Annotated in this window: 21 protein-coding genes; 14 read left to right on the forward strand and 7 right to left on the reverse strand. The window is 52.8% G+C overall.

Annotation, left to right across the window (positions count from 1 at the left end; genetic code table 11):
* Positions 1–2 precede the first annotated feature (2 nt).
* The 3 genes from E0765_RS05010 (at position 3) to E0765_RS12800 (ending at position 3,074) form a co-directional block, all read left to right on the forward strand.
* Positions 3–1,430, forward strand: a complete 1,428-nt coding sequence (locus E0765_RS05010; RefSeq protein ID WP_132812126.1) for an NAD(P)/FAD-dependent oxidoreductase — start codon at positions 3–5, stop codon at positions 1,428–1,430.
* A gap of 138 nt (positions 1,431–1,568) precedes the next feature.
* Complete coding sequence (locus E0765_RS05015; protein ID WP_132812127.1) at positions 1,569–1,964, forward strand: PAS domain-containing protein; 396 nt, start codon at positions 1,569–1,571, stop codon at positions 1,962–1,964.
* Positions 1,965–3,074 carry a methyl-accepting chemotaxis protein gene (locus E0765_RS12800; RefSeq protein WP_132812128.1) on the forward strand — a complete coding sequence of 370 codons (1,110 nt, stop codon included), beginning with the start codon at positions 1,965–1,967 and terminating at the stop codon, positions 3,072–3,074. It abuts the gene before it with no gap.
* Positions 3,075–3,078: 4 nt separating this feature from the next.
* Here E0765_RS12800 and E0765_RS05025 read toward each other — a convergent pair whose 3' ends face one another.
* A complete protein-coding gene (locus tag E0765_RS05025; RefSeq protein WP_132812129.1) occupies positions 3,079–4,251 on the reverse strand; it encodes an EAL and HDOD domain-containing protein in 1,173 nt (390 codons plus the stop codon).
* A gap of 89 nt (positions 4,252–4,340) precedes the next feature.
* Here E0765_RS05025 and pepN point away from each other — a divergent pair, with 89 nt between their 5' ends.
* From pepN to E0765_RS05045, 5 genes are all read left to right on the forward strand, one after another.
* Positions 4,341–6,947: an aminopeptidase N gene (pepN, locus tag E0765_RS05030; RefSeq protein ID WP_132812130.1), complete on the forward strand. Its 2,607-nt coding sequence runs from the start codon at positions 4,341–4,343 to the stop codon at positions 6,945–6,947.
* 139 nt (positions 6,948–7,086) lie between these two features.
* Positions 7,087–8,556 (forward strand): NAD(P)/FAD-dependent oxidoreductase, encoded by a 1,470-nt coding sequence (locus E0765_RS05035; protein WP_132812131.1) that lies wholly within the window; start codon positions 7,087–7,089, stop codon positions 8,554–8,556.
* An 18-nt stretch (positions 8,557–8,574) separates the two neighbouring features.
* On the forward strand, positions 8,575–8,739 hold the full coding sequence (locus tag E0765_RS12470; protein WP_165921673.1) for a hypothetical protein: 165 nt from the start codon (positions 8,575–8,577) through the stop codon (positions 8,737–8,739).
* Between the two features lie 57 nt (positions 8,740–8,796).
* Positions 8,797–9,609, forward strand: a complete 813-nt coding sequence (locus E0765_RS05040; RefSeq protein WP_132812132.1) for a peptide deformylase — start codon at positions 8,797–8,799, stop codon at positions 9,607–9,609.
* 50 nt (positions 9,610–9,659) lie between these two features.
* Complete coding sequence (locus E0765_RS05045; RefSeq protein WP_132812133.1) at positions 9,660–11,960, forward strand: ATP-binding protein; 2,301 nt, start codon at positions 9,660–9,662, stop codon at positions 11,958–11,960.
* Here E0765_RS05045 and E0765_RS05050 read toward each other — a convergent pair.
* On the reverse strand, positions 11,945–12,694 hold the full coding sequence (locus E0765_RS05050) for a response regulator (RefSeq protein ID WP_132812134.1): 750 nt from the start codon (positions 12,692–12,694) through the stop codon (positions 11,945–11,947). The genes E0765_RS05045 and E0765_RS05050 overlap by 16 nt on opposite strands.
* A gap of 186 nt (positions 12,695–12,880) precedes the next feature.
* Here E0765_RS05050 and hemN point away from each other — a divergent pair, with 186 nt between their 5' ends.
* Genes hemN through E0765_RS05080 form a run of 6 tightly spaced genes read left to right on the forward strand, consistent with a single transcriptional unit; the run spans position 12,881 to position 18,707 of the window.
* The gene (gene hemN, locus E0765_RS05055) at positions 12,881–14,248 is read left to right on the forward strand and encodes an oxygen-independent coproporphyrinogen III oxidase (RefSeq protein ID WP_132812135.1); all 1,368 of its coding nucleotides are present in this window, start codon (positions 12,881–12,883) and stop codon (positions 14,246–14,248) included.
* Positions 14,249–14,250: 2 nt separating this feature from the next.
* Complete coding sequence (locus E0765_RS05060) at positions 14,251–15,531, forward strand: (Fe-S)-binding protein (RefSeq protein ID WP_132812136.1); 1,281 nt, start codon at positions 14,251–14,253, stop codon at positions 15,529–15,531.
* Positions 15,528–16,019: a HugZ family protein gene (locus E0765_RS05065; protein ID WP_132812137.1), complete on the forward strand. Its 492-nt coding sequence runs from the start codon at positions 15,528–15,530 to the stop codon at positions 16,017–16,019. Before E0765_RS05060 ends, E0765_RS05065 begins: the two co-directional genes overlap by 4 nt.
* Positions 16,016–16,591 (forward strand): flavin reductase family protein, encoded by a 576-nt coding sequence (locus tag E0765_RS05070; protein WP_132812138.1) that lies wholly within the window; start codon positions 16,016–16,018, stop codon positions 16,589–16,591. Before E0765_RS05065 ends, E0765_RS05070 begins: the two co-directional genes overlap by 4 nt.
* 1 nt (position 16,592) lies before the next feature.
* Positions 16,593–17,417, forward strand: coding sequence for a prolipoprotein diacylglyceryl transferase (lgt, locus tag E0765_RS05075; RefSeq protein ID WP_132812139.1), 825 nt, complete (start codon positions 16,593–16,595; stop codon positions 17,415–17,417).
* A gap of 12 nt (positions 17,418–17,429) precedes the next feature.
* Positions 17,430–18,707, forward strand: a complete 1,278-nt coding sequence (locus E0765_RS05080) for a PAS domain-containing sensor histidine kinase (protein WP_132812140.1) — start codon at positions 17,430–17,432, stop codon at positions 18,705–18,707.
* Positions 18,708–18,711: 4 nt separating this feature from the next.
* Here E0765_RS05080 and E0765_RS05085 read toward each other — a convergent pair whose 3' ends face one another.
* The 5 genes from E0765_RS05085 to ruvB all read right to left on the reverse strand — a co-directional run bounded on the left by E0765_RS05085 (position 18,712) and on the right by ruvB (position 23,135).
* Complete coding sequence (locus tag E0765_RS05085) at positions 18,712–19,944, reverse strand: ArsS family sensor histidine kinase (protein WP_132812141.1); 1,233 nt, start codon at positions 19,942–19,944, stop codon at positions 18,712–18,714.
* Positions 19,941–20,603 carry a response regulator transcription factor gene (locus E0765_RS05090; protein ID WP_132812142.1) on the reverse strand — a complete coding sequence of 221 codons (663 nt, stop codon included), beginning with the start codon at positions 20,601–20,603 and terminating at the stop codon, positions 19,941–19,943. Before E0765_RS05090 ends, E0765_RS05085 begins: the two co-directional genes overlap by 4 nt.
* 6 nt (positions 20,604–20,609) lie before the next feature.
* On the reverse strand, positions 20,610–21,002 hold the full coding sequence (locus E0765_RS05095; protein WP_132812143.1) for a hypothetical protein: 393 nt from the start codon (positions 21,000–21,002) through the stop codon (positions 20,610–20,612).
* Between the two features lie 85 nt (positions 21,003–21,087).
* Positions 21,088–22,131 (reverse strand): AI-2E family transporter, encoded by a 1,044-nt coding sequence (locus E0765_RS05100; RefSeq protein WP_255417857.1) that lies wholly within the window; start codon positions 22,129–22,131, stop codon positions 21,088–21,090.
* Positions 22,128–23,135, reverse strand: coding sequence for a Holliday junction branch migration DNA helicase RuvB (gene ruvB / locus E0765_RS05105; protein WP_132812144.1), 1,008 nt, complete (start codon positions 23,133–23,135; stop codon positions 22,128–22,130). Before ruvB ends, E0765_RS05100 begins: the two co-directional genes overlap by 4 nt.
* Between the last annotated feature and the right edge of the window lies 1 nt (position 23,136).

The raw sequence follows: 23,136 nt of genomic DNA on the forward strand, positions 1-23,136 counted from the left end.
CGATGCAGCACGAAGACTTGTGGAAAAAAATCAAAGAAAATCAGGAACTCTCGCGACGGGACGTATTGAAATTGATGGCGCTTTCGCCTGTAGCGGCGGGAGTGTTGGCTTCATCGGCTTCCACTGAAGCGCATGCTTCGGCTTCCGCGGCAAAAGGGCGTATTGTGATCGTCGGGGGCGGATCGGGGGCTTTGATGGTTCTTTCCCGCCTGCGCCGCGCTCTGGCCAATCCCGATATTACCGTTATCGCTCCGAATGACAAACACGTCTACCAGCCCGGACAGGTATTCGTTGCGGCAGGGGAGTACGAACCCGAGGATATCATTTTTGACAACACCGGCTACATCGGCGAGGATGTGACGTGGATCCGCGATGAAGTCGCAACTTTCGACCCCGATGCGAACAAGCTCCTCACCAAGGGTGGCAAAGAGGTGGAATACGACTATCTCGTCGTCGCGACGGGGATGCAGTACCTTTACGAAAAGATTGAAGGGCTTAACACCGGCCTCATCGGTCAGCACGGGATTTCAAGCGTCTATCTCAGCGACCTCGCCAAAGGGACCGCCGAGGGGGGAACGATTACCCGCGACTGGTTCAATGCGGTGCGCGAAGCGGCGAAAACCTCCAAACCCCGGGTCATTTTCACCCAGCCCTCTACTCCCATCAAATGCGGCGGAGCTCCCCAGAAAATGCTGTATCTGTGTGATGATTACCTGAAGAGGGATAAGCTCGATGCTGAGTTTATTTTTGCCAGCGCGGGAGAAAAACTGTTCAGTATCGAAGAGATCGAAGCATCGCTTGCCAGCGTCCAGAAACGCTACGGTAACATCACGAACAAATTCTCTCACGAACTGATCCGCATCGACCCGGAGAAAAAAGTGGCGACCTTCCTGCACAAATACCAGGTACAGGGGGAATACGACAAAGAGTATGAAGAGTACGAAATGATCGACAAAGAAGAGGAAGTGGCGATCGAATACGATTTTATCCACATCTCTCCTCCCACGGCGGCGGTCGACGCGGTCGCCGATTCGATGCTCGGATGGCAGAAGGGGAATGCCCAGGGGTGGCTCGAGGTGGACCGTGAGACACTTCAGCACCGCCGCTACAAAAACGTTTTCGGGATCGGGGACGTATGCGGTATCCCGATCGGGAAAACGGGGGGGACCGCACGCCATCAGGCCCCAATCGTTGTTAAAAACTTGGTTGGCGTGATGGAAGGGAAAGAGCCCGCCGATAAATTCGACGGCTATACTGTGTGTCCGCTCAAAGTCTCCTACGGCGAGATCATCATGGCGGAATTCAATTATGACGGACTTGCCCCTTCATTTCCGTTAGACCCTGCCAAGCCGCGCTGGATCTGGTGGGTTTTCGACCTTTACATGCTACAGCCGATGTACCGTTATCTGATGCTTAACGGCCTGATGTGATAAAAACGTGTTACGGATATACACAACTGAAAGGAAAGCTGAATTATAAGGCAGAGTAATTGACGCTGTTTTAGTCAGTTGGTGCGTCAGTTGCATTACCATACCTGAAGAGTGTAAAAAATACGTAAAAGGTATGGAATGAGCAAAGAGTACGTGTTGAGCGACACCGATTTTCTGGTGTCGCAAACGGATGAAAAAGGGCGGATCCTGTTCGCCAACGAAGATTTCTGCAAAATAGCCGGGTACACGCTAGACGAGCTGATCGGTCAACCCCACAATATCATACGCCATCCCGATATGCCCAAAGCCGCGTTCAAAGACCTGTGGGATACGGTCCAGAAAGGGAAAATCTGGACTGGGTATGTTAAAAACCGCACCAAAGACGGGGGGTATTACTGGGTCTATGCGACCGTATTTCCCAATATTGCCTGCGAAGAGGGAAAATGCGGTTTCATGTCGTGCCGCCGCAAACCTTCGCGCGAAGAGATTGCCGAGGCCGAAAGTTTGTATCAGACGATGCGGCAGGAGGCTTAAATGAACAGCACGGCAAAAATTGCCCTTTTGGCAGTAGTAGGTATCGGCGGAACCGCGATCGGGATGATGAGCGGGAGCATGGGAATGATGGCGGGGAGTTCTGTCCTGACCGTTTTGATAGCGGCAGGTATGCTTTTGCAACCCTCTTCGAAGAACGGTAAAATCGACGGATACCTCGATCAGTTCATGGACCTCATGTACTACAAACGTAACCGGATCAAACCGATCGATGGCGCTGCCGGATCGATCGAAGCCAAACTGAGTGCCCTGGCAAAAGCGCATGAAGAGATGTTGCTGGCCGACACGCAGGTGGCCGGAGAGATGGTGTTGCTGGCCGACAAGGTAAGCCAGGGGCATTACCGCTGCCGGGTTGACAGCGATACGAAAACCCCGCACGTCCACCTGCTTCGGATGACGATGAACAACATGCTCGACCAGACCGAAAAAAACATCGACAAGGCGATCCGTGTCCTGGAAGCCCTCGGCGAAGGGAAATTCGATACCCGTGCCGAGATCGGCGTAGAGGGTAAAATGGGGCAGATGCTCGCCAAAATCAATGAGCTTGGAAGCGCTTTGCAGCGGATGGAAGACCAAAACAACGAAGCCAAAGAGGTGCTGAACAACAACACGCTCCACCTCCGCCGGACGATCGAGGAGCTCCGTTCGACGAAATTCCTCGAACTCAACGGGATGATCAACACCACCGTCGAGCGGATCCAAAACGTCGCGGGGAAAGAGCATGAGCTCGCCGACAATCTTCAGGCCCTTACCGGGAATGTCCGTGAAACGAAAGAGATTCTCGTCACGATCGGAGACATCGCCGATCAGACCAACCTGCTTGCGCTCAACGCCGCCATCGAAGCAGCCCGTGCGGGAGAGCACGGACGCGGATTCGCGGTTGTCGCCGACGAAGTGCGTAAACTGGCCGAGCGGACCCAGAAGAGCCTCGCCGAAAGCGCGGCGACGATCAACATCCTGATTCAGTCGATCAGCGACAACAGCGAAGTGCTGAACAAAAACATGGGCGAAATGATGGATTTGACACAATATGTGGGCAACGTCGACCGTAAAATGGAAGAGTTGCTCGAAGCGATGGACGCGATGAGTTGAAGCGCTATACGCTGTAGGGGTGCAGCAGGATCGACGCTCCGTTGACATCCCCTTTCTCGAGTTTCAGCGCCGCCGCGTAAATACGCCCGAGCATCCCCGTATGGGTGATGAGAGCGTCTTCAATCTCCTGATCGGGTTTGAGTTCTTCGACGATCCTTTGGATCGGCACGTTCATCAGCCCCTCGAGCAACGAGAACATCGCGATAAGGCGGGTTCTCTCAATCATTTTTTCTTCCGGGTCGGAGGAGAGTTTGTGGAGCAGTGACACCATCGTATCGATCCGCTTCTGGGCAAAAACGGTGTAGGGATTGCGTTCGTCGACCGATTTCGTCCCCGATTTGGAATAGATGATGAGCATCAGCCACTGCATCAGATCCATTTTCCCGAGCTTTTCAAGCATTTCGCGCAGCGACGCCGTCCCCTCGAGATAGTGGGGATGGACCGAACGCAAAAACTGTATCAGCTGAAGCGAGAGGCTCCCCTCCTGTTTGAAAAAATGGTGGATTTCATCGAGCGAAGCATCTTTTTGGAGCAGCGAAAACAGCGACATCACCTCCGAGTATTGCGGATCGATCCGTTTTTGGGTGATCAGGTGGGCTTTGGCGAAATAAAATCCCTGAAAATACTGAAAACCGAATGCTTTGTACGCTTCGACGATCTCGTAAAATTCGACTTTCTGCGCGATCCATTTCATTTTCCCGTACGGGTTGGGGGCAAAGCGGAACTGTTCGATGTCGGTTTGGGTGACGTCGAATTTGGCGAATTCGACGAACGGGAAAATGGGGGAGAAGGTTTCGAGGTAATGGGAATGGAACGACGCGTTATCGAGTGCGAACCGATACCCGAGGGAGAAATAATAACGGATAGCTTCATGAACGCGGGCGTTGATCTTGGTGGAGGCGGAGAGTTCGAAAACGAATTTTTCTTTGGGAAGGGTGCGGAGGATATCGGTCAGCAAAAGGGGACCGTCGGTGTTGACAAACGCAAGAACATCCCCGAACGCTCCTTCCGAACCGATCTGGTTGAGGAGATTGACAAGGACCGATGCCGTAGCGTGGCGAGGGTCGTCGATGACGCATTCGCCGTAAGCGTTACGGTAAAAAAATTCGTAACCGATGATCTCTTCGGAGAGATTCAAAATCGGTTGGCGTGCCAGTTGTAGCGTACTGTTTAACATTGTTTCTCACTGTTCGTGTTGCTGAAGTGTACCGTAATTTGAGTATTATTTCAAAAAGAGAAATTTATAGATACGAAGAGGCGGAACCGATGACGCAGGAACACAGAACGATTTATTACAAAGATTACCTTCCCCCGGCCTATACCGTCTCCGAATGCCGTTTGGAATTTATCATCGAGGAGGGTTCCACGCGGGTCGACAACGTGATGAAAATCGTCCGCCTCGATCGCGCCGCAACACAGCTGCGGCTCGATGGAGAGATGCTGGACCTCGAGCTGTTGTGGGTCGATGAGGTGTTGTATACGGAGGCGATGTACCGCGCCGACGAAAAAGGGCTGAATATTCCCCTCGATGCCGACGAAGCGACCGTCCGTGTCATCACCCGCATCTATCCCGATGAAAATACCGCGCTCGAGGGACTGTACCGCTCCGGAGGAATCTGGTGTACCCAAAACGAACCCGAAGGGTTCCGCCGGATCACCTATTTTATCGATCGTCCCGATGTGATGACCCGCTTTACCACCAAGATTATCGCTTCCAAAGAAACATGCCCCGTATTGCTTAGCAACGGAAACTTGCGCGGCACCGCGACTCTCGATAACGGCAAACATCTCGCCCTTTGGGAAGACCCGATCCCCAAACCCTGCTATCTGTTTGCGTTGGTCGCCGGCGATTTGGGTTCTATCCACGATACCTACACCACAATGAGCGGGAAAAAAGTCGATTTGGCGATTTATTGCGACAAAGGGAACGAATCAAAATGTCATCATGCGATGCGTTCCCTGAAAAAATCGATGGAGTGGGACGAGGTCACCTACGGACGCGAATACGATCTGGAGGTCTATAACATCGTTGCGGTCGACAGTTTCAACATGGGGGCGATGGAGAACAAAGGGCTCAATATTTTCAACTCCCACTACGTGCTGGCGGATGAGGATACCGCAACTGATGGCGATTTCATGGGGATCGAGAGCGTGATCGCCCACGAGTATTTTCACAACTGGACGGGCAACCGCATTACCTGCCGAAACTGGTTTGAACTCACGCTCAAAGAGGGCTTGACCGTTTTTCGTGACCAGTGTTTCAGCGCCGACATGAATTCCCGGCACATCCAGCGTATCGACGACGTCCGTGCCCTTCGAGAACGGCAGTTTGTGGAGGATGCCGGACCGACGGCTCACCCGATCAAACCCGAAAGTTATATCGAGATCAACAACTTTTACACCGCGACCGTTTACGAAAAAGGGGCCGAGGTGATCCGGATGATGCATACGATCCTCGGTCCCGAACGTTTCCGCGCCGCAATGGATCGCTATTTTGAAACGTTTGACGGGCGTGCCGTGGGGACGGAGGAATTTTTGTGGGCGATGCAGAGCGAAAGCCCGGTCGATCTGGAGCGTTTCAAGCGGTGGTATTCCCAGGAAAGGACTCCTACGCTTGTCGTTTCGGCTCAGCATGATCCCCAAAAACGTCAAATGCGTCTGAACGTCGTTCAACAAGTGCCTAAAAACACCAAAAATCTCGAACAGCTCCCTTATGCGATGCCGTTCAGAATCGCCCTGCTCAAAGAAAACGGCGAAAGCTATCCGCTCAAAACCGCAGATATCACGGTGCTGCACGGCGACGTTCTCTGGATCGAGAAGGAGAGACACGAGATCATCTTCGAGGGGATAGACTCTCCGGCCTCATTGTCTTTGAACCGGGAGTTCAGTGCCCCGGTCATCGTGGAGTGCGACCGGCTTGATTATCCGTTTCTGATGGCCCGAGACAACGACGGTTTCGTCCGCTACGAAGCGGCGCAGCGTTTCGGCATCGAAACCTTGGAAGCGATGATGAAAGGCGAAACGGCCGATGAGCGTTTTGTGGAGAGTTACGGAGCGATTTTGCTGGACGGTTCGATTGAACCGATGTTCAAAGCGCAACTGCTTGAACTCCCCTCCATTGCATCGCTGATGCAGCGCCAAAGCGTGATTGACGTCGAATCGATCAGATCGGCCAGGGAGAATCTCAAACGAATCCTCGCGGAACGTTACCGCACACACCTTCGCGATCAGATCGCAGATCTCTACGATCCCGCCGATACGTCGATCAGCGGGCAGAGCATGGGGAGACGTTCGCTTAAAAACCGGTTGCTCGGAGTGTTGATGAGTCTGGAGAACGAAGAGGACGCGCAGCTGTGCCGTGCCCACTATACGGATGCGCTGACAATGACCGAACGGCTCGCGGCGCTCGAATTGCTCGAAAACTATGCCCCTGCGTACGGGGAAGAGGCACTGGAAGATTTTTACGGACGCTACCGCGATCAGACCCTGGTGATGAACAAGTATTTTGCCGTCCGCGCGTCGTCGCAGCGCAAAGGGACGCTGGAGAGGGTCAAGGCGTTGCAGGAGGATCCGGCATTCGACATCAAAGTCCCCAACCTCGTCCGTGCGCTTATCGGCAGTTTCGCCCGAAACCCCGTCGCATTTTACGACCGAAGCGGCGAGGGGTACCGCTTCATCGCCGATAAAATTCTCCAGATTGATCCCCTCAATCCGCAGGTGGCGTCGGGTCTCGCCGGCGCGTTCAAAAACTATGCCCGCCTGTGCGCCGAGCACAAGCCGATGATGGGGGGGGAACTGGAGCGGATCAAAAATCATCCGGGCCTTTCGGACAACGTGTACGAGATCGTATCGAAGATTTTGGGCGCGCCGTAAAAATTGAGAAAAAAGGTAACATTATAATCTTTTGTCGAATTTCTAATATAAAATATGAATCATCTTGTAAGGTTGTGATAACATTGTGATGGAATGGTAATATAATCACCGTTAATGGATTTTATTAGAAGGAGAAACAATGGCGAGATTAGTGGTCCTCGGCGGCGGTGTCGCCGGACACACCGCGGCGACATTCGCGGCGGATTGGCTCGGTAAAGAACATGAGGTGGTGGTCGTCACCCCGAACTCGAAATGGAACTGGATTCCTTCGAACATTTGGGTCGGTGTCGGCGAAATGACCAAAGAGGACGTCACGTTCGATCTCGCTCCTGTTTACGAAAAAGCGGGGATCACCTACAAACAGGCCAAAGCCGTCAGCATCAACCCTGAGGGAAGCGCAGGCAGCGACAAGCCGTTTGTAACAATCGAGTACACCGGTCAGGGCAAAGCGGGTGTGAGCGAAGAAGTCACTTACGACTACCTGATCAACGCCACGGGTCCCAAGCTCAACTTCGGCGCTACGCCGGGCCTGGGAGAGGGTTCCAACCTCGGGGAATACACCGTATCGGTGTGTACCGCAGACCATGCCGAACACGCGGCGCACGAACTTGAAAAAGTCATGGAAAAAATGCGCAAAGGCCAGCGTCAGAAAATTCTCATCGGTACGGGACACGGTATGTGTACGTGCCAGGGGGCGGCGTTCGAGTATATTTTCAACGTCGAACACGAACTCCGCAAAGCGGGATTGCGCGACATGGCCGATATCAAATGGATCTCGAACGAAACGTTCATGGGTGACTTCGGTATGGGCGGTCTGCATATGAAAGTGGGCGGATACGTTGTCAGCAGCCGTATTTTCACCGAGTCGCTGTTTGCTGAGCGCGGTGTCGATTACATCACCGGCGCACATGTCAACAAAGTCGAAAAAGGGAAAGTTTCCTACGAGCTTCTCGACGGATCGACGGGAGAAGAGGAGTTTGACTTCTCGATGCTGATCCCGCCGTTTGCCGGTGTCGGGCTCAAAGCGTACAACAAAGCGGGGGAAGATATTACCGATACGGTATTCGCTCCCAACGGGTTTATGAAAGTCGACGCCGACTATACGCCAAAAGCCTATGAAGAGTGGAAAGCTTCCGACTGGCCTCGTACGTACCAGAACCCGACGTACAAAAACATGTTTGCCGCAGGGATCGCGTTCGCACCTCCGCATATCATCTCCAAACCGGCGAAATCGCCTAACGGTACCGTCATCAATCCGACCCCTCCGCGGACGGGTATGCCCAGCGGTATCATCGGGAAAGCGGTGGCCCACAGCATCTGCGATCTGATCAAAAAAGGGTCTGATGCCCATCTTCACGAAGCCTCCATGGCCGAGATGGGTGCAGCGTGCGTCGCGTCCGCCGGTAAAGGATGGCTGGACGGCCAGGCGGCGGCGATGACCGTTTACCCGGTCGTTCCCGATTATGACAAATACCCCGGAACGGGGCGCGACACCGATTACACGTTCGGTGAAATCGGTCTTGCAGGTCACTGGATCAAACACATTCTCCATTACCTGTTCATCTACAAAGCGAAGCTCAAACCGGGCTGGACGTTTATTCCCGAATAAAGAAAGAGGAGCACAATCATGTCAAAACCAGAAGAATTCAACTTCGCCAAAAACGACAAGTTCAATACCGCGATGATCCCGGGGAAATGGGCCCGCTTTATGCGGACCTGCAAACTGTGGCAGTTTATCCGTTTCATCATCATCAACCTCAAAATGCTGGTTGTTGTCAGCAAAAGCCACTAACTCTCCTGTTTCGGCCTTTCGGCCGAAACCCAAACTTCCGAAAAAAGTGCCCATATCATGATCCGAGAGATTATCCGTTATCCCGATCCCCGCATCCGCCTGATCTCCGCCAATGTCCGTTTTTTTGATAGCGAACTGCGTACAGCGATCAGCGACATGATCGATACGATGAAGGCGAACGACCTCGAAGCCCTCACCGCGATTTTGATCGGCATCCAGTACAACGTTATCGTTATGAAAGAAGGGGACTCGTATGTCCCGTATGTGAACGCCCGATTGATCAAACAATCGGAAAAAGCGGTATTCACCGAACGCAGCCTCTATTACCCGGGTATCAGCGTCGACGTCGACCGTTTCACCCGCGTCACGGTCATTTATGAGGATACGGAGGGGAATCCGCGTCACCGGGACCTCGTCGGCGAAGAAGCCCGTCGATTTCAGCAGTATCTCGATTACGCTTTCGGGAGCACTTTCGTCGATCGGGTGGATCGTGAAATGAAGCGGCGTATCGACGATCATCTTGAATTCGGCCTGGTGGCCGATGCCCGGGGCGGAAGCTGTCCGACGGTATTCGTACGCGATTATTTCAAAAAAGGGGCGAAGTGGATGATGTTTGTCATCGCGGCAAGCTTCATCCTGCCGTTCGTTCTCTCTGAACAATACGCCGAAACGGTGTTCCGGATCGATGCCGCCGCATTGGCAACGGTGCCGCTGCTGATTATCGGGTACGTTCTGTATGCTTTTTACGAATCGCGGAAATACAAACAGTGTACCAGCTGCCAGACCGGAAATATCATCGGTACAACCGCTATTTTGGGTGTGCAGTTTCTGCTGATTGCGGCGGGCGTCTTTTTCTGGATCAAGCCATAAATAATAAAAAATTATAGTATTATACCGTCATCGTTTCTAGAGGATAGGGTATGAATCTCCCCGATTTGTCGCAATTGCAGGATGCCAGAGATGTTTTGATCGCGGAGAAAGAGTCGATACTCGTCGAATGGGTTTCGCACGAGATCTGTTCGGATATTCTCAAACGCCACGAAATTGATACCGATTTTTTCGTCAACCGTTACGCATCGAACGTGTTCGATTATTTCATGGGGGTCGTTTCGGGAGAGATGGAGATCGGGCAGTGTCCCGTCATCGCCGATCTGATCGACTACCTCAAGGATAAAGAGATCCGGGCTGACGAGCTTTTCGTCCTTTGCACCCATTTCAAACGTTCCGTCATCGATGCCACCTATCGGCTCGGAGTAAATGCCCAGGCTGTTTTCAGCACGATCAGCTACCTGTTTGATCAGAATTTTGCCGGGGTTCTCAAACTTTACACCGATACGATCTACCAAAAAGAGCAGGAAGCCCTCAACGCGTCGAAAGCGAAAGAGTACTTTCTTTCGAACATGTCGCACGAGATACGTACGCCGCTCAACGCCATTTTGGGGTTCGTTTCACTGCTGCGGGATGAAACGACCAACCCGAGATCGCAAAAATACCTCGACATTATCTCCAACAGCGGTGAAACGCTGCTGCACATCATCAACGACATCCTCGATTTCTCGAAACTCCGCAGCGGAGAGTTCACCGTCGATCCGCAACCGTTTAACATTCATGACGAGATTTCTCACACGATGGAACTCTTCGTCCCCAGCGCCAATTCCAAAAGTATCACCCTCACCAGTTTTATCGATCCTTCGATCCCCTATGAGATGACGGCTGACGCGCTGAGGATCAAGCAGATACTGGGGAATTTTTTGAGCAACGCCATCAAATTTACCGATCATGCCGGGGTGATCCACGTCGAAGCGCGGTATGAAGAGGGAACTCTCTATCTCTCCGTTAGCGATCAGGGGATCGGGATCGGACCGGCCGATCAGGAGAGAATTTTCGATGCCTTTTCCCAGGTCCAGGAGTGCGGTAAGCAGCTTCAGGGCGGAAGCGGACTGGGACTGTCCATCTGCCGTCAGCTGGCCGTTCACATGGGCGGGGGGATCGAACTCCAATCCTCGCCCGGAGAGGGAAGCGTATTTACCCTCAAAATTCCCGTGACGGTCAACACGGAGTGTTTCATATCGAAGTTCGACCCCTCGCGGATGGCAAATCTCAGGATCGCGCTGCTGGGTTATCCTGAATCGGAAGGGTACAAACTCGAGTCGCTTCGACGCTACTGGGAACATTTCGGCTTGAAGATCGAGCAGATAGATTCGGTGGACGAATCGGCCGATCTGCTGATTTTTCTCGAAAGCGCGATCGACGAGCCCAAGCGCACAGCCATCATCGAACGCAATATCCCCTCGATCGCCATTCTCGATTTTCTCGACGACCGTTACGACACGGTCGGAAACATCGTCCCCCTGACTTTCCCCATTTACTGCACCAAGCTCCAAAGCGCCTTCAACGAAGCGCTCGAAGGTACGGCACGCGAGGGCGTCCTGCCCGGGAGCCCGTGTCGTGGCTGCGGATTTGAGGGGAACGTCCTCGTTGCCGAAGACAACAGTGCCAACCAGGAGCTGATCCGGATCGTCCTGGAACGTTACGGCCTGGGGTACACAATCGTCTCCAACGGGGCCGAAGCGCTCAAAGAGTTCGAACAAAAAGAGTACGACATCGTACTGATGGACGAACAGATGCCCGTGATGGACGGTAACGAGGCGACGGCAGCCATGTTGGCGTACGAAGCTGGATCAAAGCGCCGGCACACCCCGATCGTCGCCCTGACCGCCAATGTGATCAAAGGGGCACGGGAAAGGGCGATCCAAAACGGGTACGATGCCTTTTTGGGCAAGCCGATCGTCTTGCGGGAGATCGAACAGGTCTTCGAGCGTTATCTCCCAAGCAGCCCCACGGTTTCCAAAGCTCCTGCCAAAAGGGAAGAGAACGAAACCTTCATCGACATGGACCACCTCAAAAGTGCGCTGATGCTGGACCGGGAACAGATCGAGCAGTTGCTCGAAATTTACCGTGTGAAAATGGAGCGTTCGCTCGATGAACTTCGCGAAGCGATCGAGGCGAAATCGTACGAGGAGATCGCGTTCGTGGCCCATTCGATCAAAGGTTCCAGCAGCAATTTCCGTTTTGAAGAACTTTCGCGTCTGGCACGGGTGATCGAGGAATCGGCGGCGGCGGGGGAAGAGGAATTCGATTTCGTCGAAGCCTGTGAAGTGTTGTGCGGCGAATTTGCTCGGAGGTTTCCGGCGAAAAATGCCGGCTATTCTTCGAGGTAGTATCCTACGCCCGAGGCGTTTTTGATGACGTCGGTGGGGAGTTTCGCCCGCAGGCGCCAGACGAGGGTGCGGACGCTGTTATCGGTTGCCCCTTTGGTATCCCAGACATAGTTGATCGCCTGCTCGAAATCGACGACGCTTCCAAGCTGGGCGACAAGCAGGCGGATAAACGCGTTCTCTTTTTTGGTCAGTTTGATCTTTTTGTCCTGGTAATAGGTCTCTCCCAAACCGATATCATGGCGGTAGCCGTCGCCGAATTCGACGATCGGCTTGTCGGAGAGTTTTTTGGCGTAGACCAGTTTTTCGAGTTGTTCACGGTCCGATTTGAGCTCATCGAGATTGGAATTGCGTTTTTTCTCTTCCTTGAAGCGGTAAATCGCCATCTGGATCGTCGTGTGAAGATTGATCGGATCGAACGGCTTGACGATGTAACCGTAGGGCTCGGTTTTTTTTGCTTTGCTGAGCATATCGTTGTCCGAATGGGCCGTGAGGTAGATAAAGGGGAGCGGATGTTTGTCCCGGATGAACTGTGCGAGCTCGATGCCGTCCATCGTTTTTTGCAGACCGATATCGATCAGGGCAATGTCGGGGTTGTAGATTTTGATCTTATTGCGGGCCGTCACCGCGTTGTCGGCGGTGGATACGACGTCGTACCCCTGTTTTTCCAGCGACATTTTCAAATTGACCGCAGTCACTTCATCATCTTCGACGACCAGTACCTTGATTGGGCTCATACATCCTCTTTGGAACGATTTACAAAATATTATGATTCTAGCACAGAACCGGTGAAACTCAAAGTATTTCGTGTTCAAAAAACGGAGTTTTCTCCCCCGCTTTTCGAATAATGTCGCTTTTTTATCCGTTATTCAACCCAAAAGGGGCATAATCGCGATCAACGTAGGACGCACAGGACGATATGAATGCTTGATTTTGACAAATTTACGAAATATTCCAAGCCGGGCCCCCGGTACACCAGTTACCCTACGGCGCTCGAGTTCAGCGACGCATTCGGTTACGACGCGTATCTTTCCAAGCTTCACGCGCAGGACTCCTCGCGCCCCCTCTCTTTGTATTTTCACCTTCCTTTTTGCAAGAATGCCTGTTATTTTTGCGGCTGTAACGTCGTTTTTACCTCCAAAGAGGACAAAAAAGAGCGCTACATCGATTATCTGATCCGTGAGATGGCGATTCTCGCCGAACACATCGATGTCAATCGTCCGGTCATCCAGCTCCATTTCGGCGGGGGTACTCCCACTTTTTTCGATGCCGATCAGCTTCAGCGTATCATCGCAGCCATCAAAGGGCATTTCAAAAACTTCACGGCCGACGCCGAGATCAGCTGCGAAATCGACCCGCGCCACATCGACGAAGCGCAGATGAAAGTGATGGCGGATGCGGGGTTCAACCGCGTAAGCTTCGGGATCCAGGACTTCGATGAGAAAGTCCAGGTGGCGGTTCACCGCGTACAGCCTTACGACATTACCAAAGCGGCGATGGATTTGGCACGCAAATACAAGATGGTGAGCGTCAACGTCGACCTGATCTACGGATTGCCGTATCAGAGCCTGGAGACGTTTAAAAAGACCCTCGATCTGGCTGTTTCGCTCGATCCGGACCGTTTTGCCGTGTTCAACTATGCCCATGTGCCGTGGCTCAAAAAGACGATGCGCAAGATTGACGAGACGACGCTGCCGCATCCGAGCGAAAAACTCGCCATCATGCGTTACACGATCGACCATATGGCAGAGCGCGGCTACAAGATGATCGGGATGGATCATTTCGCCAAACCCGAGGATGAACTTTTCAAAGCGATTGAAAAAGGGGAGCTTCACCGCAATTTCCAGGGGTATACGACCAAAGGGGGGGCGGACCTGATCGGTATCGGCCTTACCAGCATCGGGGAGGGGGCTGATTATTACGCCCAGAATTTCAAGGAAATGGAAGCATACGAAGCCGCGATCGATGCGGGACGCCTGCCGCACGAGCGCGGCGTCGCCCTGAACACGGACGACCGTATCCGCCAATACGTCATCATGGAGCTGATGAGCAATTTCAAACTCGACATTCCCCGTTTTGAAGCGGCGTACGGGGTGAAATTCGCGGAGTATTTCGCCGATGCCCTCGACGCGCTGAAGCCGTTCGAGGCCGACGGACTGCTTACGATCACCCCGAATGCGATCGAATGCACCCCGACGGGGACGCTGTTAATCCGTAATATCTCGATGCCTTTCGATGCGTACATGAAACGTCATGCCGCATCTGACAAGGCGTTCAGCAAAACGGTGTAACCATGACGCAGCAGGGCGAACTTTTCAATTTTACGGCGACATCGGACGCGTGCATCAAATGCGGGAAATGTATCCCCGTCTGTACGATCCACAACGTCAATGCCGACGAAGTCACTTCTCCGCGCGGGTTTATCGACCTTTTGGGCGCATACGAACGTGGTCACCTCGAACTCGACCGAAACGCCAAGGAGATTTTCGAAAGCTGTTTCCTGTGTACCAACTGCACCGACGTTTGTCCCAAGGCGTTGCCGACCGATATGGTGATCGAACAGGTACGGGCCGATATTGCCGACCGCTACGGAATCGCATGGTTCAAACGGGCGTTTTTCCTTCTCCTGCGTCACCGGAAACTGATGGATGTGATGTTCAAACTCGGATACGTATTTCAGACCTGCGGCTTCAAGATCAAAGAACAGACGCAGTCGATGACCCCGCGTTTTTCACTCCCCATCATCAAAAAAGACCGTCTGCTTCCGTCGATGGGGAAAACGTCGTTTCTGAACAGTTATCCCGAAGAGATCGACCACGGCGGGAAGCGTAGGGTCGCTATTTTCATCGGGTGTCTCGGGAACTACAGTTACACCGAAATCGGCAAAGGGCTTGTTGACATTCTCGAAGCGCTGGGGATCGATGCCTTTATCCCAAAAAAACAGCTGTGCTGCGGCGCACCGGCCTATTTTACGGGGGATTTCGCCACTGTCGACCACAATGCAAAGAAAAACATCGAGTATTTCGAGTCGTTCATCGACGAGGTCGAAGCTATCATCATCCCCGAGGCGACGTGCAGCGCGATGATCAAGATCGATTACGACCACTATTTCCACGACCAGCCCGAGTGGCGGGAGAGAGCCAACAAACTCAAAAACAAGGTTTTCATGGCCACCGAGTGGCTGGAACAGAAAACCGAGCTCAAAGCGCTTTTGGCCTCCAAGGGGCGCAGCGATCTGGTGGTCACTTACCATGACCCCTGCCACGCGCGAAAAATGCAGGGGGTTTATAAAGAACCCCGCGCGCTCGTCGGCCAGAATTATACGATCACCGAAATGAGCGATCCTAATGCCTGCTGCGGTTTCGGTGGGGTTACGATGCAGACCGAGAAGTTTCATTACGCGCAGGCCGCCGGAAAACCCAAAGCGGCCATGATCGGTAAAAGCGGGGCACAGATTGTCACCGCCGAGTGCAGCGCCTGCCGTATGCAGATCAACAATTCGCTTCACGAAGCCTCCGTTGACGTCATTTTCAAAAATCCGATCGAACTGATCGCCGAAGCGCTTCGACAATGACGACGGTCGAGGTCGAAGCGTTCCTGGAAATGTTTCAAACCCTCAATATCGCTTCATTGACCCCCGATGGCCTGCCGCACGCAAGTACGGCACCGTACGTACGGATGGGGAGCGATTTTTATATCCTCATCAGTACCGTGGCCCAGCACGGACGCAATCTTCTAGCCAATCCCGACGTTTCGCTGCTGTTTGCCGAAGACGAATCGCAATGCACCCAACCCTTTGCCCGCAAGCGGGTGACGATAGAAGCCAAAGCTTCGGAAACCGTCCGCACCGATCCGATGTACGCTGCAATAATCGAGCGGTTCAAAGCTCATTTTGACCCGGAACTCGTTGCCTCGTTGACGCAGATGGGAGATTTTCACCTTTTCAGACTTTCCCCTTCGGGCGGGAGCGTCGTGATGGGATTTGGCAAAGCGTACCGGCTGAACGAAAAGCTTGAAGTGCTTACCCAAATCATCGGGCAGCACCGGAAGGAAAAACAGTGATAATCGATCCGACAGAACTCAAACCCGATACCGTCTACAAAATGATGAGCAATACGATCTTCCCCCGTCCGATCGCATGGATTTCGACAGCGGGGGAAGGGGGTACCAACCTCGCCCCCTACAGCTACTTTATCCCCGTCTCTACAGTGCCTCCGTGTGTCATGGTCTCTTTTGGACGGCATGAAAACGGCGGGCTTAAAGATACAATCCGCAACATCCTCGATACCCAAAAGGCGACGATATCCCTTGCGCACGATGTCCATGCCTCTCCCATTGAAGCGAGTTCCGAACCGCTTCCTTACGGTGTCAGCGAAAGCGAAAACTGCGGCATCGACATGCAAACGGTACTGGAAGCCTATCCTCCGATGGTCGCGGATGCACAGGCGGCATTGTTGTGTTCGTTGCATCAGGTTACCGAACTCAAAGAGAGCCTGATGACCATCGCTTTTTTGAAAATCGAGCATTTTTACTATGCAGAAGGGGTTGTGGACGAGCGCTACAACGTGCATCTGCACAACATCGGGCGTGTGGGTCGCGATTACCTCGTCGGCGCAAAACGGATCAAGGTGTAACATGGAAGTCTGGAATCATATATACGAGCATTTTAACCCCGTAGCATTCAACATCTTCTCGATCCCCGTCCACTGGTACGGGCTGATGTATGTCGCGGCACTCTTTACGGCGTTCGCGGTCGCCAAATGGATTATCGTCAAAGACAACATTGCCATTACCAAAGAACAGCTCGACGACTTTTTTTCGTGGGAGGTTTTCGGGGTGATCCTCGGGGCGCGACTGGGGTACGTTTTTTTCTACGACCCGAATGCATGGTATTACCTGACGCACCCGTGGCAGATTTTCAACCCGTTTATGGACGGGCAGTATGTCGGCATCCGGGGGATGAGCTACCACGGCGCGGTGATCGGGTTCCTGATTGCCTCGTATCTTTTCGTCCGTCGCAGCGGAATCCCTTTCGGACGGCTTATGGACGTTGTGGCCGTAGCGGTGCCTCTTGGGTATGTTTTCGGACGGATCGGCAATTTCCTCAACCAGGAACTGATCGGCCGTGCGACCGACGTGCCGTGGGGAATTTACGTCTATGATACTCTCCGCCACCCTTCCCAGCTCTACGAAGCGTTCGTCGAAGGGATCGTGGTTTTCGCGGTCGTCTATCTCTACCGAAAACGCAAGGCTTTCGAGGGGGAATTAATCCTTTTGTACGGGTTCAGTTACGGAGTCGGCCGCGGGCTGGTCGAATTTTTCCGCGCTCCCGACCCGCAGATCGGTTACCTGGCAGGGCAATGGCTGACACTGGGAATGGTACTGAGCTTTGCGATGGCGGGAGTCGCGGCACTTATCTGGATCTTTGTACGACGCAACATTGCGGCTCTCAAGCGTTAGGGGAGTACATTTTTGGCTTTTGATATCTCGGATCTCAAAGAGCACAATTCGGAGTTGCTGAATCTGCTGACCCGGAATCTCCCCGATATGCTTTGGGTCAAAGAGGTGAACGGCAATTATCTTTATGCCAACCAGGCAATTTGCGACGGCCTTCTCATGGCCAAAGACACGGACGAACCGATCGGAAAGAACGATATCTTTTTTGCCCGCAGGGAAAGAGAATCGCATCCTGAAAACCCCGAATGGCACACATTCGGAGAATTATGTTTCAATTCCGATCTTGTCGTCATCGAGAATAATAAACCGATGAAGTTCGAAGAGTTCGGCAACGTCAAGGGCAAAATGCTCTATTTGGAAGTCTACAAAGCCCCTTTTTACGACAAAGAGGGAAATATCATCGGCACTGTCGGAGCGGGCCGGGACATTACTCGTTTAAAAGAGATTCAGCTTCACCTCGAAGAGAGTCTAAATACCCTTAACGCTCAAAGAAAGCAGCTTGAATCGTTCAATGTCGAGCTTGAAAAACGGGTGCAAGAAGAGATGGAAAAACGTCAGAAACAAGAACGCCTGCTGCTCCATCAATCCCGGCAGGCAGCAATGAGAGAATTGCTCGAATCGATCGCCCATCAGTGGCGCCAGCCGCTTAATATCGTCGGATTGGCGACGGTGAATCTTGAAACGTATTACCGTATGGGGGTTTTGAGCGACGAGGATTTTCACGACAAGATGCGGATCATCAGCTCCAATATCGCCTATATGTCCCATACGATTGACGATTTCCGAAAATTTCTTCATCCGGAGAGAGAGACGATCGTTTTCCATCCGCAAAAAAGTGTCGAAGACGTTTTGCACATCTTGAATGCGCAGCTCGAAAGCAGCAAAATAGCCTGCACGGTGGAGACGGAATGTCTCTCCAGCTTTTACGGCGTCGAGAATGAATTCAAACAGGTGGTGATGATTCTCCTGAACAACGCCATCGATGCGGTAGGATTGCAGATCCGGGAAAGAAAAATCGCACAAGGACGAATAACGGTCACGTTCCGTTGCGATCAACGTTACGGCAGGGTCGAAATATGCGATAACGGCGGCGGGATCGAGGAAAATATCCTCGAACATATTTTCGACCCTTATTTTACGACGAAACACGAGTCATACGGAACGGGACTCGGATTGTATTTGGCCAAAAATATCATCGAATCGAGGATGAAAGGGACACTGGGGGTAAAAACCGGCAAATCCGGCAGCTGCTTTACGATAACCGTTCCGATAGTCGAGGATAACGCCCGTTGACTTCTTAAACGCGGTCACCTGAAAAATGGGAATCGAAAAGGATGCAGAAACGGTGTATTCCCTCCTCGTACCGGTACGAGAGTTTGAACCGGTGCATTTCACACACCGACTGCGCGATGTAGAGCCCCAGCCCCAATCCCCCGTCTCCCCTTTCGGTCACGAATGCCTGTAAGGCTTCTTCTACGGGACGCTTCAGCGGCTCTCCCGCATTTTTGACGCAGATGCGTGAACCGTCGCACACGATTTCGATCGGGTAGTCGGTCGCATGGCGGTAGGCGTTGTCGATTAGATTCTGCAGCGCGCTTGTGAAGAGGGCTTCATCAACCAAGAGATCACGGTCGCATCCATGCAAAAGGATGTTCGCAGGATCGAGCATCAGGTTTTCCGCCGCGGTTTTGATGACCGATTCTAGCGAGACGTTTGTTTTGTGCAGTGCGAACGCATGCATTTTTTCGATTTGCGCCATCTGGTTGATCAGACGTTCAAGGCGGTCGAAAAGTTTCCCCAGCAGATTGCGGTTAGGGCTCGGTTCTTCAAGCTCAACGATGAGTTTACCTTTGGTGATCGGGGTTTTGAGCTCATGCATCATGTTGCGCAGGAACAATTCGCGCGATTTTTTTAGTTTCGTCTGCTTCTCCAGCGCATCGTTAAAGGCGTTGGAGATGAGGGCGATCTCGTCTTTGCCTTTGCTTGTGGTATTGACCGTCTCTTTTCCCTCGCCGTAAAGGCGGATCTGTTCGTAGAGGCGTTTGAGCGGTCTAAGGTTGCTCCACAGCAACAGGTACATGCTCACCAGCCCCCCCAGCAACGCTACGAACAAGAACCAGACAAAATAGTAGGTTTTTCCTTCCGCCGTATCGCGGTAAAACATCGTGCAGTGCCCCTGGTCGAGTTCGTAGATAACTCCGGCGTCATCCTTGTAAATCGTGACCCGTACGTTTCGCATGCGAAGCTTTTCTTGCATGGGAAGTGGAAGTTTGAGCGCTTCGCAACGGGGTGTTTTCCCGGCGATAACCTTGAATCCGGCTGCGGAGAGTTCCGCATTCGTATCGGCACAGCTTCGCCCCTGCGTTTCATCGACGATACGGGAAAGTTCCATCGAACGGTGGGCAAGAAGATGGAATTTCTGGCGTTCCTGCTCTCCGAGAGCCGAGAGAAACAGCAGTATCAGAACGACCAGTGCAAGGAAAAAAAAGGCATGCAGTTTGAAAAAAACCGAATGGCGGCGGGAAATCATAGGGTGAACTGATAGCCCATCCCGCGGACGGAACGGATAAGGGTGGGATGTTTGGGATTGGCCTCGATCTTTTGGCGGATGCGGCTGATAAGGACATCGATGCTCCGCTCCGAGCTTTCCCATCCGATCGATTCGACGTTGTTGGCGATGAAATCGCGTGAGACGATCTGACGGCGATGCTTGATCAAAAGGGCCAAGAGTTCGAATTCGGCGCGGGTGAGGGGAAGGAGCTCCCCGTCTTTGTAGATACCGTTTTCGTCAACGCGGAACGTATCGCTGCTCGCCTGTATCGTTTTGCCGCCGACGCGGCGAAGCAGGCTCTGAATCCGCGCGACAAGCTCTCTGGGCTCGTAGGGCTTGGGGAGATAGTCGTCCGCCCCCAGTTCGAGGGCGATGACTTTGTCTCCCAAATCACTCCGGGCCGATGAGATAATGATGGGGATGTCGCTCCGTTCCCTGAGCGATTTGCATACCTCCAGCCCGTCAATATCGGGGAGGGTGAGATCGAGCAGTACGAGATCGTACGATTCGATCCCCAGAGACGCCAGCGCGGCGCGGGGATGTTCGTAGGCGATCACCTCCATCTGATAACGGCTCAAATACTGGGTCAGAAGATCCGAGATTTCGATGTCGTCTTCGATCAGGAGGATTTTAATCATGCCGTTTTACTGGTTGTCGCAGTTTTTGCAGCCCATGCCGCCCATTTTGCCTTGAGGCATGTTCATGCCTTGCATACCGCCGCATTTTTGACCTTTGAGTTTGCGCATGTACTCGATTTTACCGCGCTGCTCGGGAGTGAGGACGGAGAGCATTTTTTCGTGCTGTTTATTGTGGAACGCCTGCGCTTCTTCGCGCAATTTGATGATCTGTTCTTTTTGTTTGTCACTCAGATCAAGCGCTTCAAGAGCTCTTGGAAGCTGTTTCGTATCGCACTGGCATTTTTCCATCATGCCCCCTTTACACATACCTCCGCCTATCATTCCCTGTCCCATGCCCATAGGACATGCCATCAATGCGGTTGCTCCGAGGATCAGTGCCGCGCCAAGAATCTTTTTCATGATTGTACTCCGTTTGTTTGATTGTTCATACACCGACATCATAGGAAAATTGATCCAACGCTCCGTCAATCCAATGTTAACAGGATTAACGGTTCTCCCCTTCCTGACGTTGCGCTTCCGTGATCCGAAGCAGGGTCAAAAACAGCACGGTGATCGCGGGTCCGATGATCATTCCCCAAAAGCCGAACGTCGCGAGTCCGGCGATGATCGCAAAAAAGATGATCAGTTCGTTAATCTTCTCTTGGGGTTTGATCAGTTTCTGGTTGATGATTTTGATAATAAACGGTTTGATAAAGGTATCGGCGATCACCGAGATGACGATCACGGTATACAAAGAGATAAACAAGGCGTTCTGGGTATTTCCCAGCGACAGCTCATACAGCGCAAAAGGGAGCCACATGACCACTCCGCCCACGACCGGGATCAGCGACGCAAACCCGTACATAATCCCGAACAGCAGCCCGTTGTATCCCATATACCCGACAGCAACACCGAAGAGAGCCCCTTCGAAGACCGCCGTCACGAGGATCGAGTAAAACACGACGCTCATCGACGAACGCATCTCGAAGAGGATCAGCGTGCTCTCCTGCTGCGGGAAATGGGTCGAACGTTTGAAAAACTCGAAAATCTCCTTCCCGTAATAATGGGCGATGAAATAAAAGATCAGGATAAAAATTGCCCCCGAGAGAAACGACATGGCGAAACTCCCGATCTGGGAAGCGTAGTCGATCGCGTGCTGGGCCAGCGCGGCGGTATCGAGCCGGTTGAGGGAGGCTTCGATTTTAGCCTCGAATCGGGCCAGCGAAGGGGGCAGATGTTCCATCCATCCCCGGAACGTCGACTGAAACGTATTGACCGATGCGGGATCTAGATTTTGGAGCAGGACCGAAAAATGGAACAAAAAATACCCTAGCGGCGCAAAAAAAAGCGCGGCGAGCAAAAGCGTCGAAAACATCGACGCCCAGAACCGGCTGCGGAGGAGTGTCACGAAGCCGGCCTGAATATGATACGTTGAAATGGCGAGCAGTATGGCGATGACGATGTTCATCCAAAACGGCTCGTAGAGCCGGTAGATGCCGTAGCTCACAAACGCGAGGAGGAGCAGCGTGAAATGCTCTTTTTTGATCATTCAAACAACCCCTGCTGAGGAGAACCGAATTTCAGAAGATCATAGGTTTTCGGCGTAGCGACCCTTCCCCTGGCCGTCCGTTCAAGGTATCCGTTGGCGAGGAGGTAGGGTTCGAGAACGTCTTCGATCGTCCCTTCGTCTTCGCTCAGTGCCGCCGCGATCGTCGAGAGCCCCATTGCCCGTCCTTTGGCCTCCATCAGGAGCTTGAGGAGGCGGATGTCCATTTCGTCGAATCCGTGGGCGTTGATACCCAGCTGGTCGAGGGCATAGCGGGAACGCTCGTGGAGAATCGTATTTTCGTTAGCGACGTCGGCGAAATCGCGTACCCGTTTCAACAGCCTCAAAGCGATCCTCGGGGTTCCGCGTGAACGTCTGGCGATCTCCATCGCCGCGTTTTTGTCGATGGCCTTTCCCAGTTTGAGAGAAGCTTGCGCGATAATATCACACAACTCCTCGGGGGTGTAGAACTGCATCCGGAAATTCATCCCGAAACGGTCGCGCAGCGGATTGGAGAGCATTCCCGCGCGCGTGGTCGCACCGATCAGCGTGAACCGCGGCAGATCTATTTTGACCGTCTGTGCCGCCGGGCCGCTCCCGATGATGATGTCGAGGCGGAAATCTTCCATCGAGGGGTAGAGGATCTCCTCGACCGCCGGAGAAAGGCGATGGATTTCGTCGATAAAGAGGATGTCCCCCTCTTCGAGATTGGTCAAAATAGCGGCAAGATCGCCGCTTTTTTCGATCATCGGCGCGGCGGTCACTTTGATGTTGCTCCCCATTTCGTTGGCGATAATCAGCGCCAGCGTCGTTTTTCCAAGCCCCGGAGGTCCGAAAAAGAGGACATGGTCAAGTGCTTCGGAGCGTTTTTTGCTCGCTTCGATAAAAACTCCCAGGTTTTTTTTGATCTGTTCCTGTCCGATATAATCGTTCCATCCGCTCGGCCGGAGCGAGGTTTCGCTCGACTCCTCGGCATCAAATTTTTCGATCTCTACAATCCGTTCCACG

This window comes from Sulfuricurvum sp. IAE1, assembly GCF_004347735.1.
Classification (GTDB): domain Bacteria; phylum Campylobacterota; class Campylobacteria; order Campylobacterales; family Sulfurimonadaceae; genus Sulfuricurvum.

Excerpts from the sequence above, each read along its gene's own strand:
- E0765_RS05010 (WP_132812126.1), top strand. The coding sequence starts at position 3 with ATGCAGCACGAAGACTTGTGGAAAAAAATCAAAGAAAATCAGGAACTC.
- E0765_RS05015 (WP_132812127.1), top strand. The coding sequence starts at position 1,569 with ATGAGCAAAGAGTACGTGTTGAGCGACACCGATTTTCTGGTGTCGCAA.
- E0765_RS12800 (WP_132812128.1), top strand. The coding sequence starts at position 1,965 with ATGAACAGCACGGCAAAAATTGCCCTTTTGGCAGTAGTAGGTATCGGC.
- E0765_RS05025 (WP_132812129.1), bottom strand. The coding sequence starts at position 4,251 with ATGTTAAACAGTACGCTACAACTGGCACGCCAACCGATTTTGAATCTC.
- pepN (WP_132812130.1), top strand. The coding sequence starts at position 4,341 with ATGACGCAGGAACACAGAACGATTTATTACAAAGATTACCTTCCCCCG.
- E0765_RS05035 (WP_132812131.1), top strand. The coding sequence starts at position 7,087 with ATGGCGAGATTAGTGGTCCTCGGCGGCGGTGTCGCCGGACACACCGCG.
- E0765_RS12470 (WP_165921673.1), top strand. The coding sequence starts at position 8,575 with ATGTCAAAACCAGAAGAATTCAACTTCGCCAAAAACGACAAGTTCAAT.
- E0765_RS05040 (WP_132812132.1), top strand. The coding sequence starts at position 8,797 with ATGATCCGAGAGATTATCCGTTATCCCGATCCCCGCATCCGCCTGATC.
- E0765_RS05045 (WP_132812133.1), top strand. The coding sequence starts at position 9,660 with ATGAATCTCCCCGATTTGTCGCAATTGCAGGATGCCAGAGATGTTTTG.
- E0765_RS05050 (WP_132812134.1), bottom strand. The coding sequence starts at position 12,694 with ATGAGCCCAATCAAGGTACTGGTCGTCGAAGATGATGAAGTGACTGCG.
- hemN (WP_132812135.1), top strand. The coding sequence starts at position 12,881 with ATGCTTGATTTTGACAAATTTACGAAATATTCCAAGCCGGGCCCCCGG.
- E0765_RS05060 (WP_132812136.1), top strand. The coding sequence starts at position 14,251 with ATGACGCAGCAGGGCGAACTTTTCAATTTTACGGCGACATCGGACGCG.
- E0765_RS05065 (WP_132812137.1), top strand. The coding sequence starts at position 15,528 with ATGACGACGGTCGAGGTCGAAGCGTTCCTGGAAATGTTTCAAACCCTC.
- lgt (WP_132812139.1), top strand. The coding sequence starts at position 16,593 with ATGGAAGTCTGGAATCATATATACGAGCATTTTAACCCCGTAGCATTC.
- E0765_RS05085 (WP_132812141.1), bottom strand. The coding sequence starts at position 19,944 with ATGATTTCCCGCCGCCATTCGGTTTTTTTCAAACTGCATGCCTTTTTT.
- E0765_RS05090 (WP_132812142.1), bottom strand. The coding sequence starts at position 20,603 with ATGATTAAAATCCTCCTGATCGAAGACGACATCGAAATCTCGGATCTT.
- E0765_RS05095 (WP_132812143.1), bottom strand. The coding sequence starts at position 21,002 with ATGAAAAAGATTCTTGGCGCGGCACTGATCCTCGGAGCAACCGCATTG.
- E0765_RS05100 (WP_255417857.1), bottom strand. The coding sequence starts at position 22,131 with ATGATCAAAAAAGAGCATTTCACGCTGCTCCTCCTCGCGTTTGTGAGC.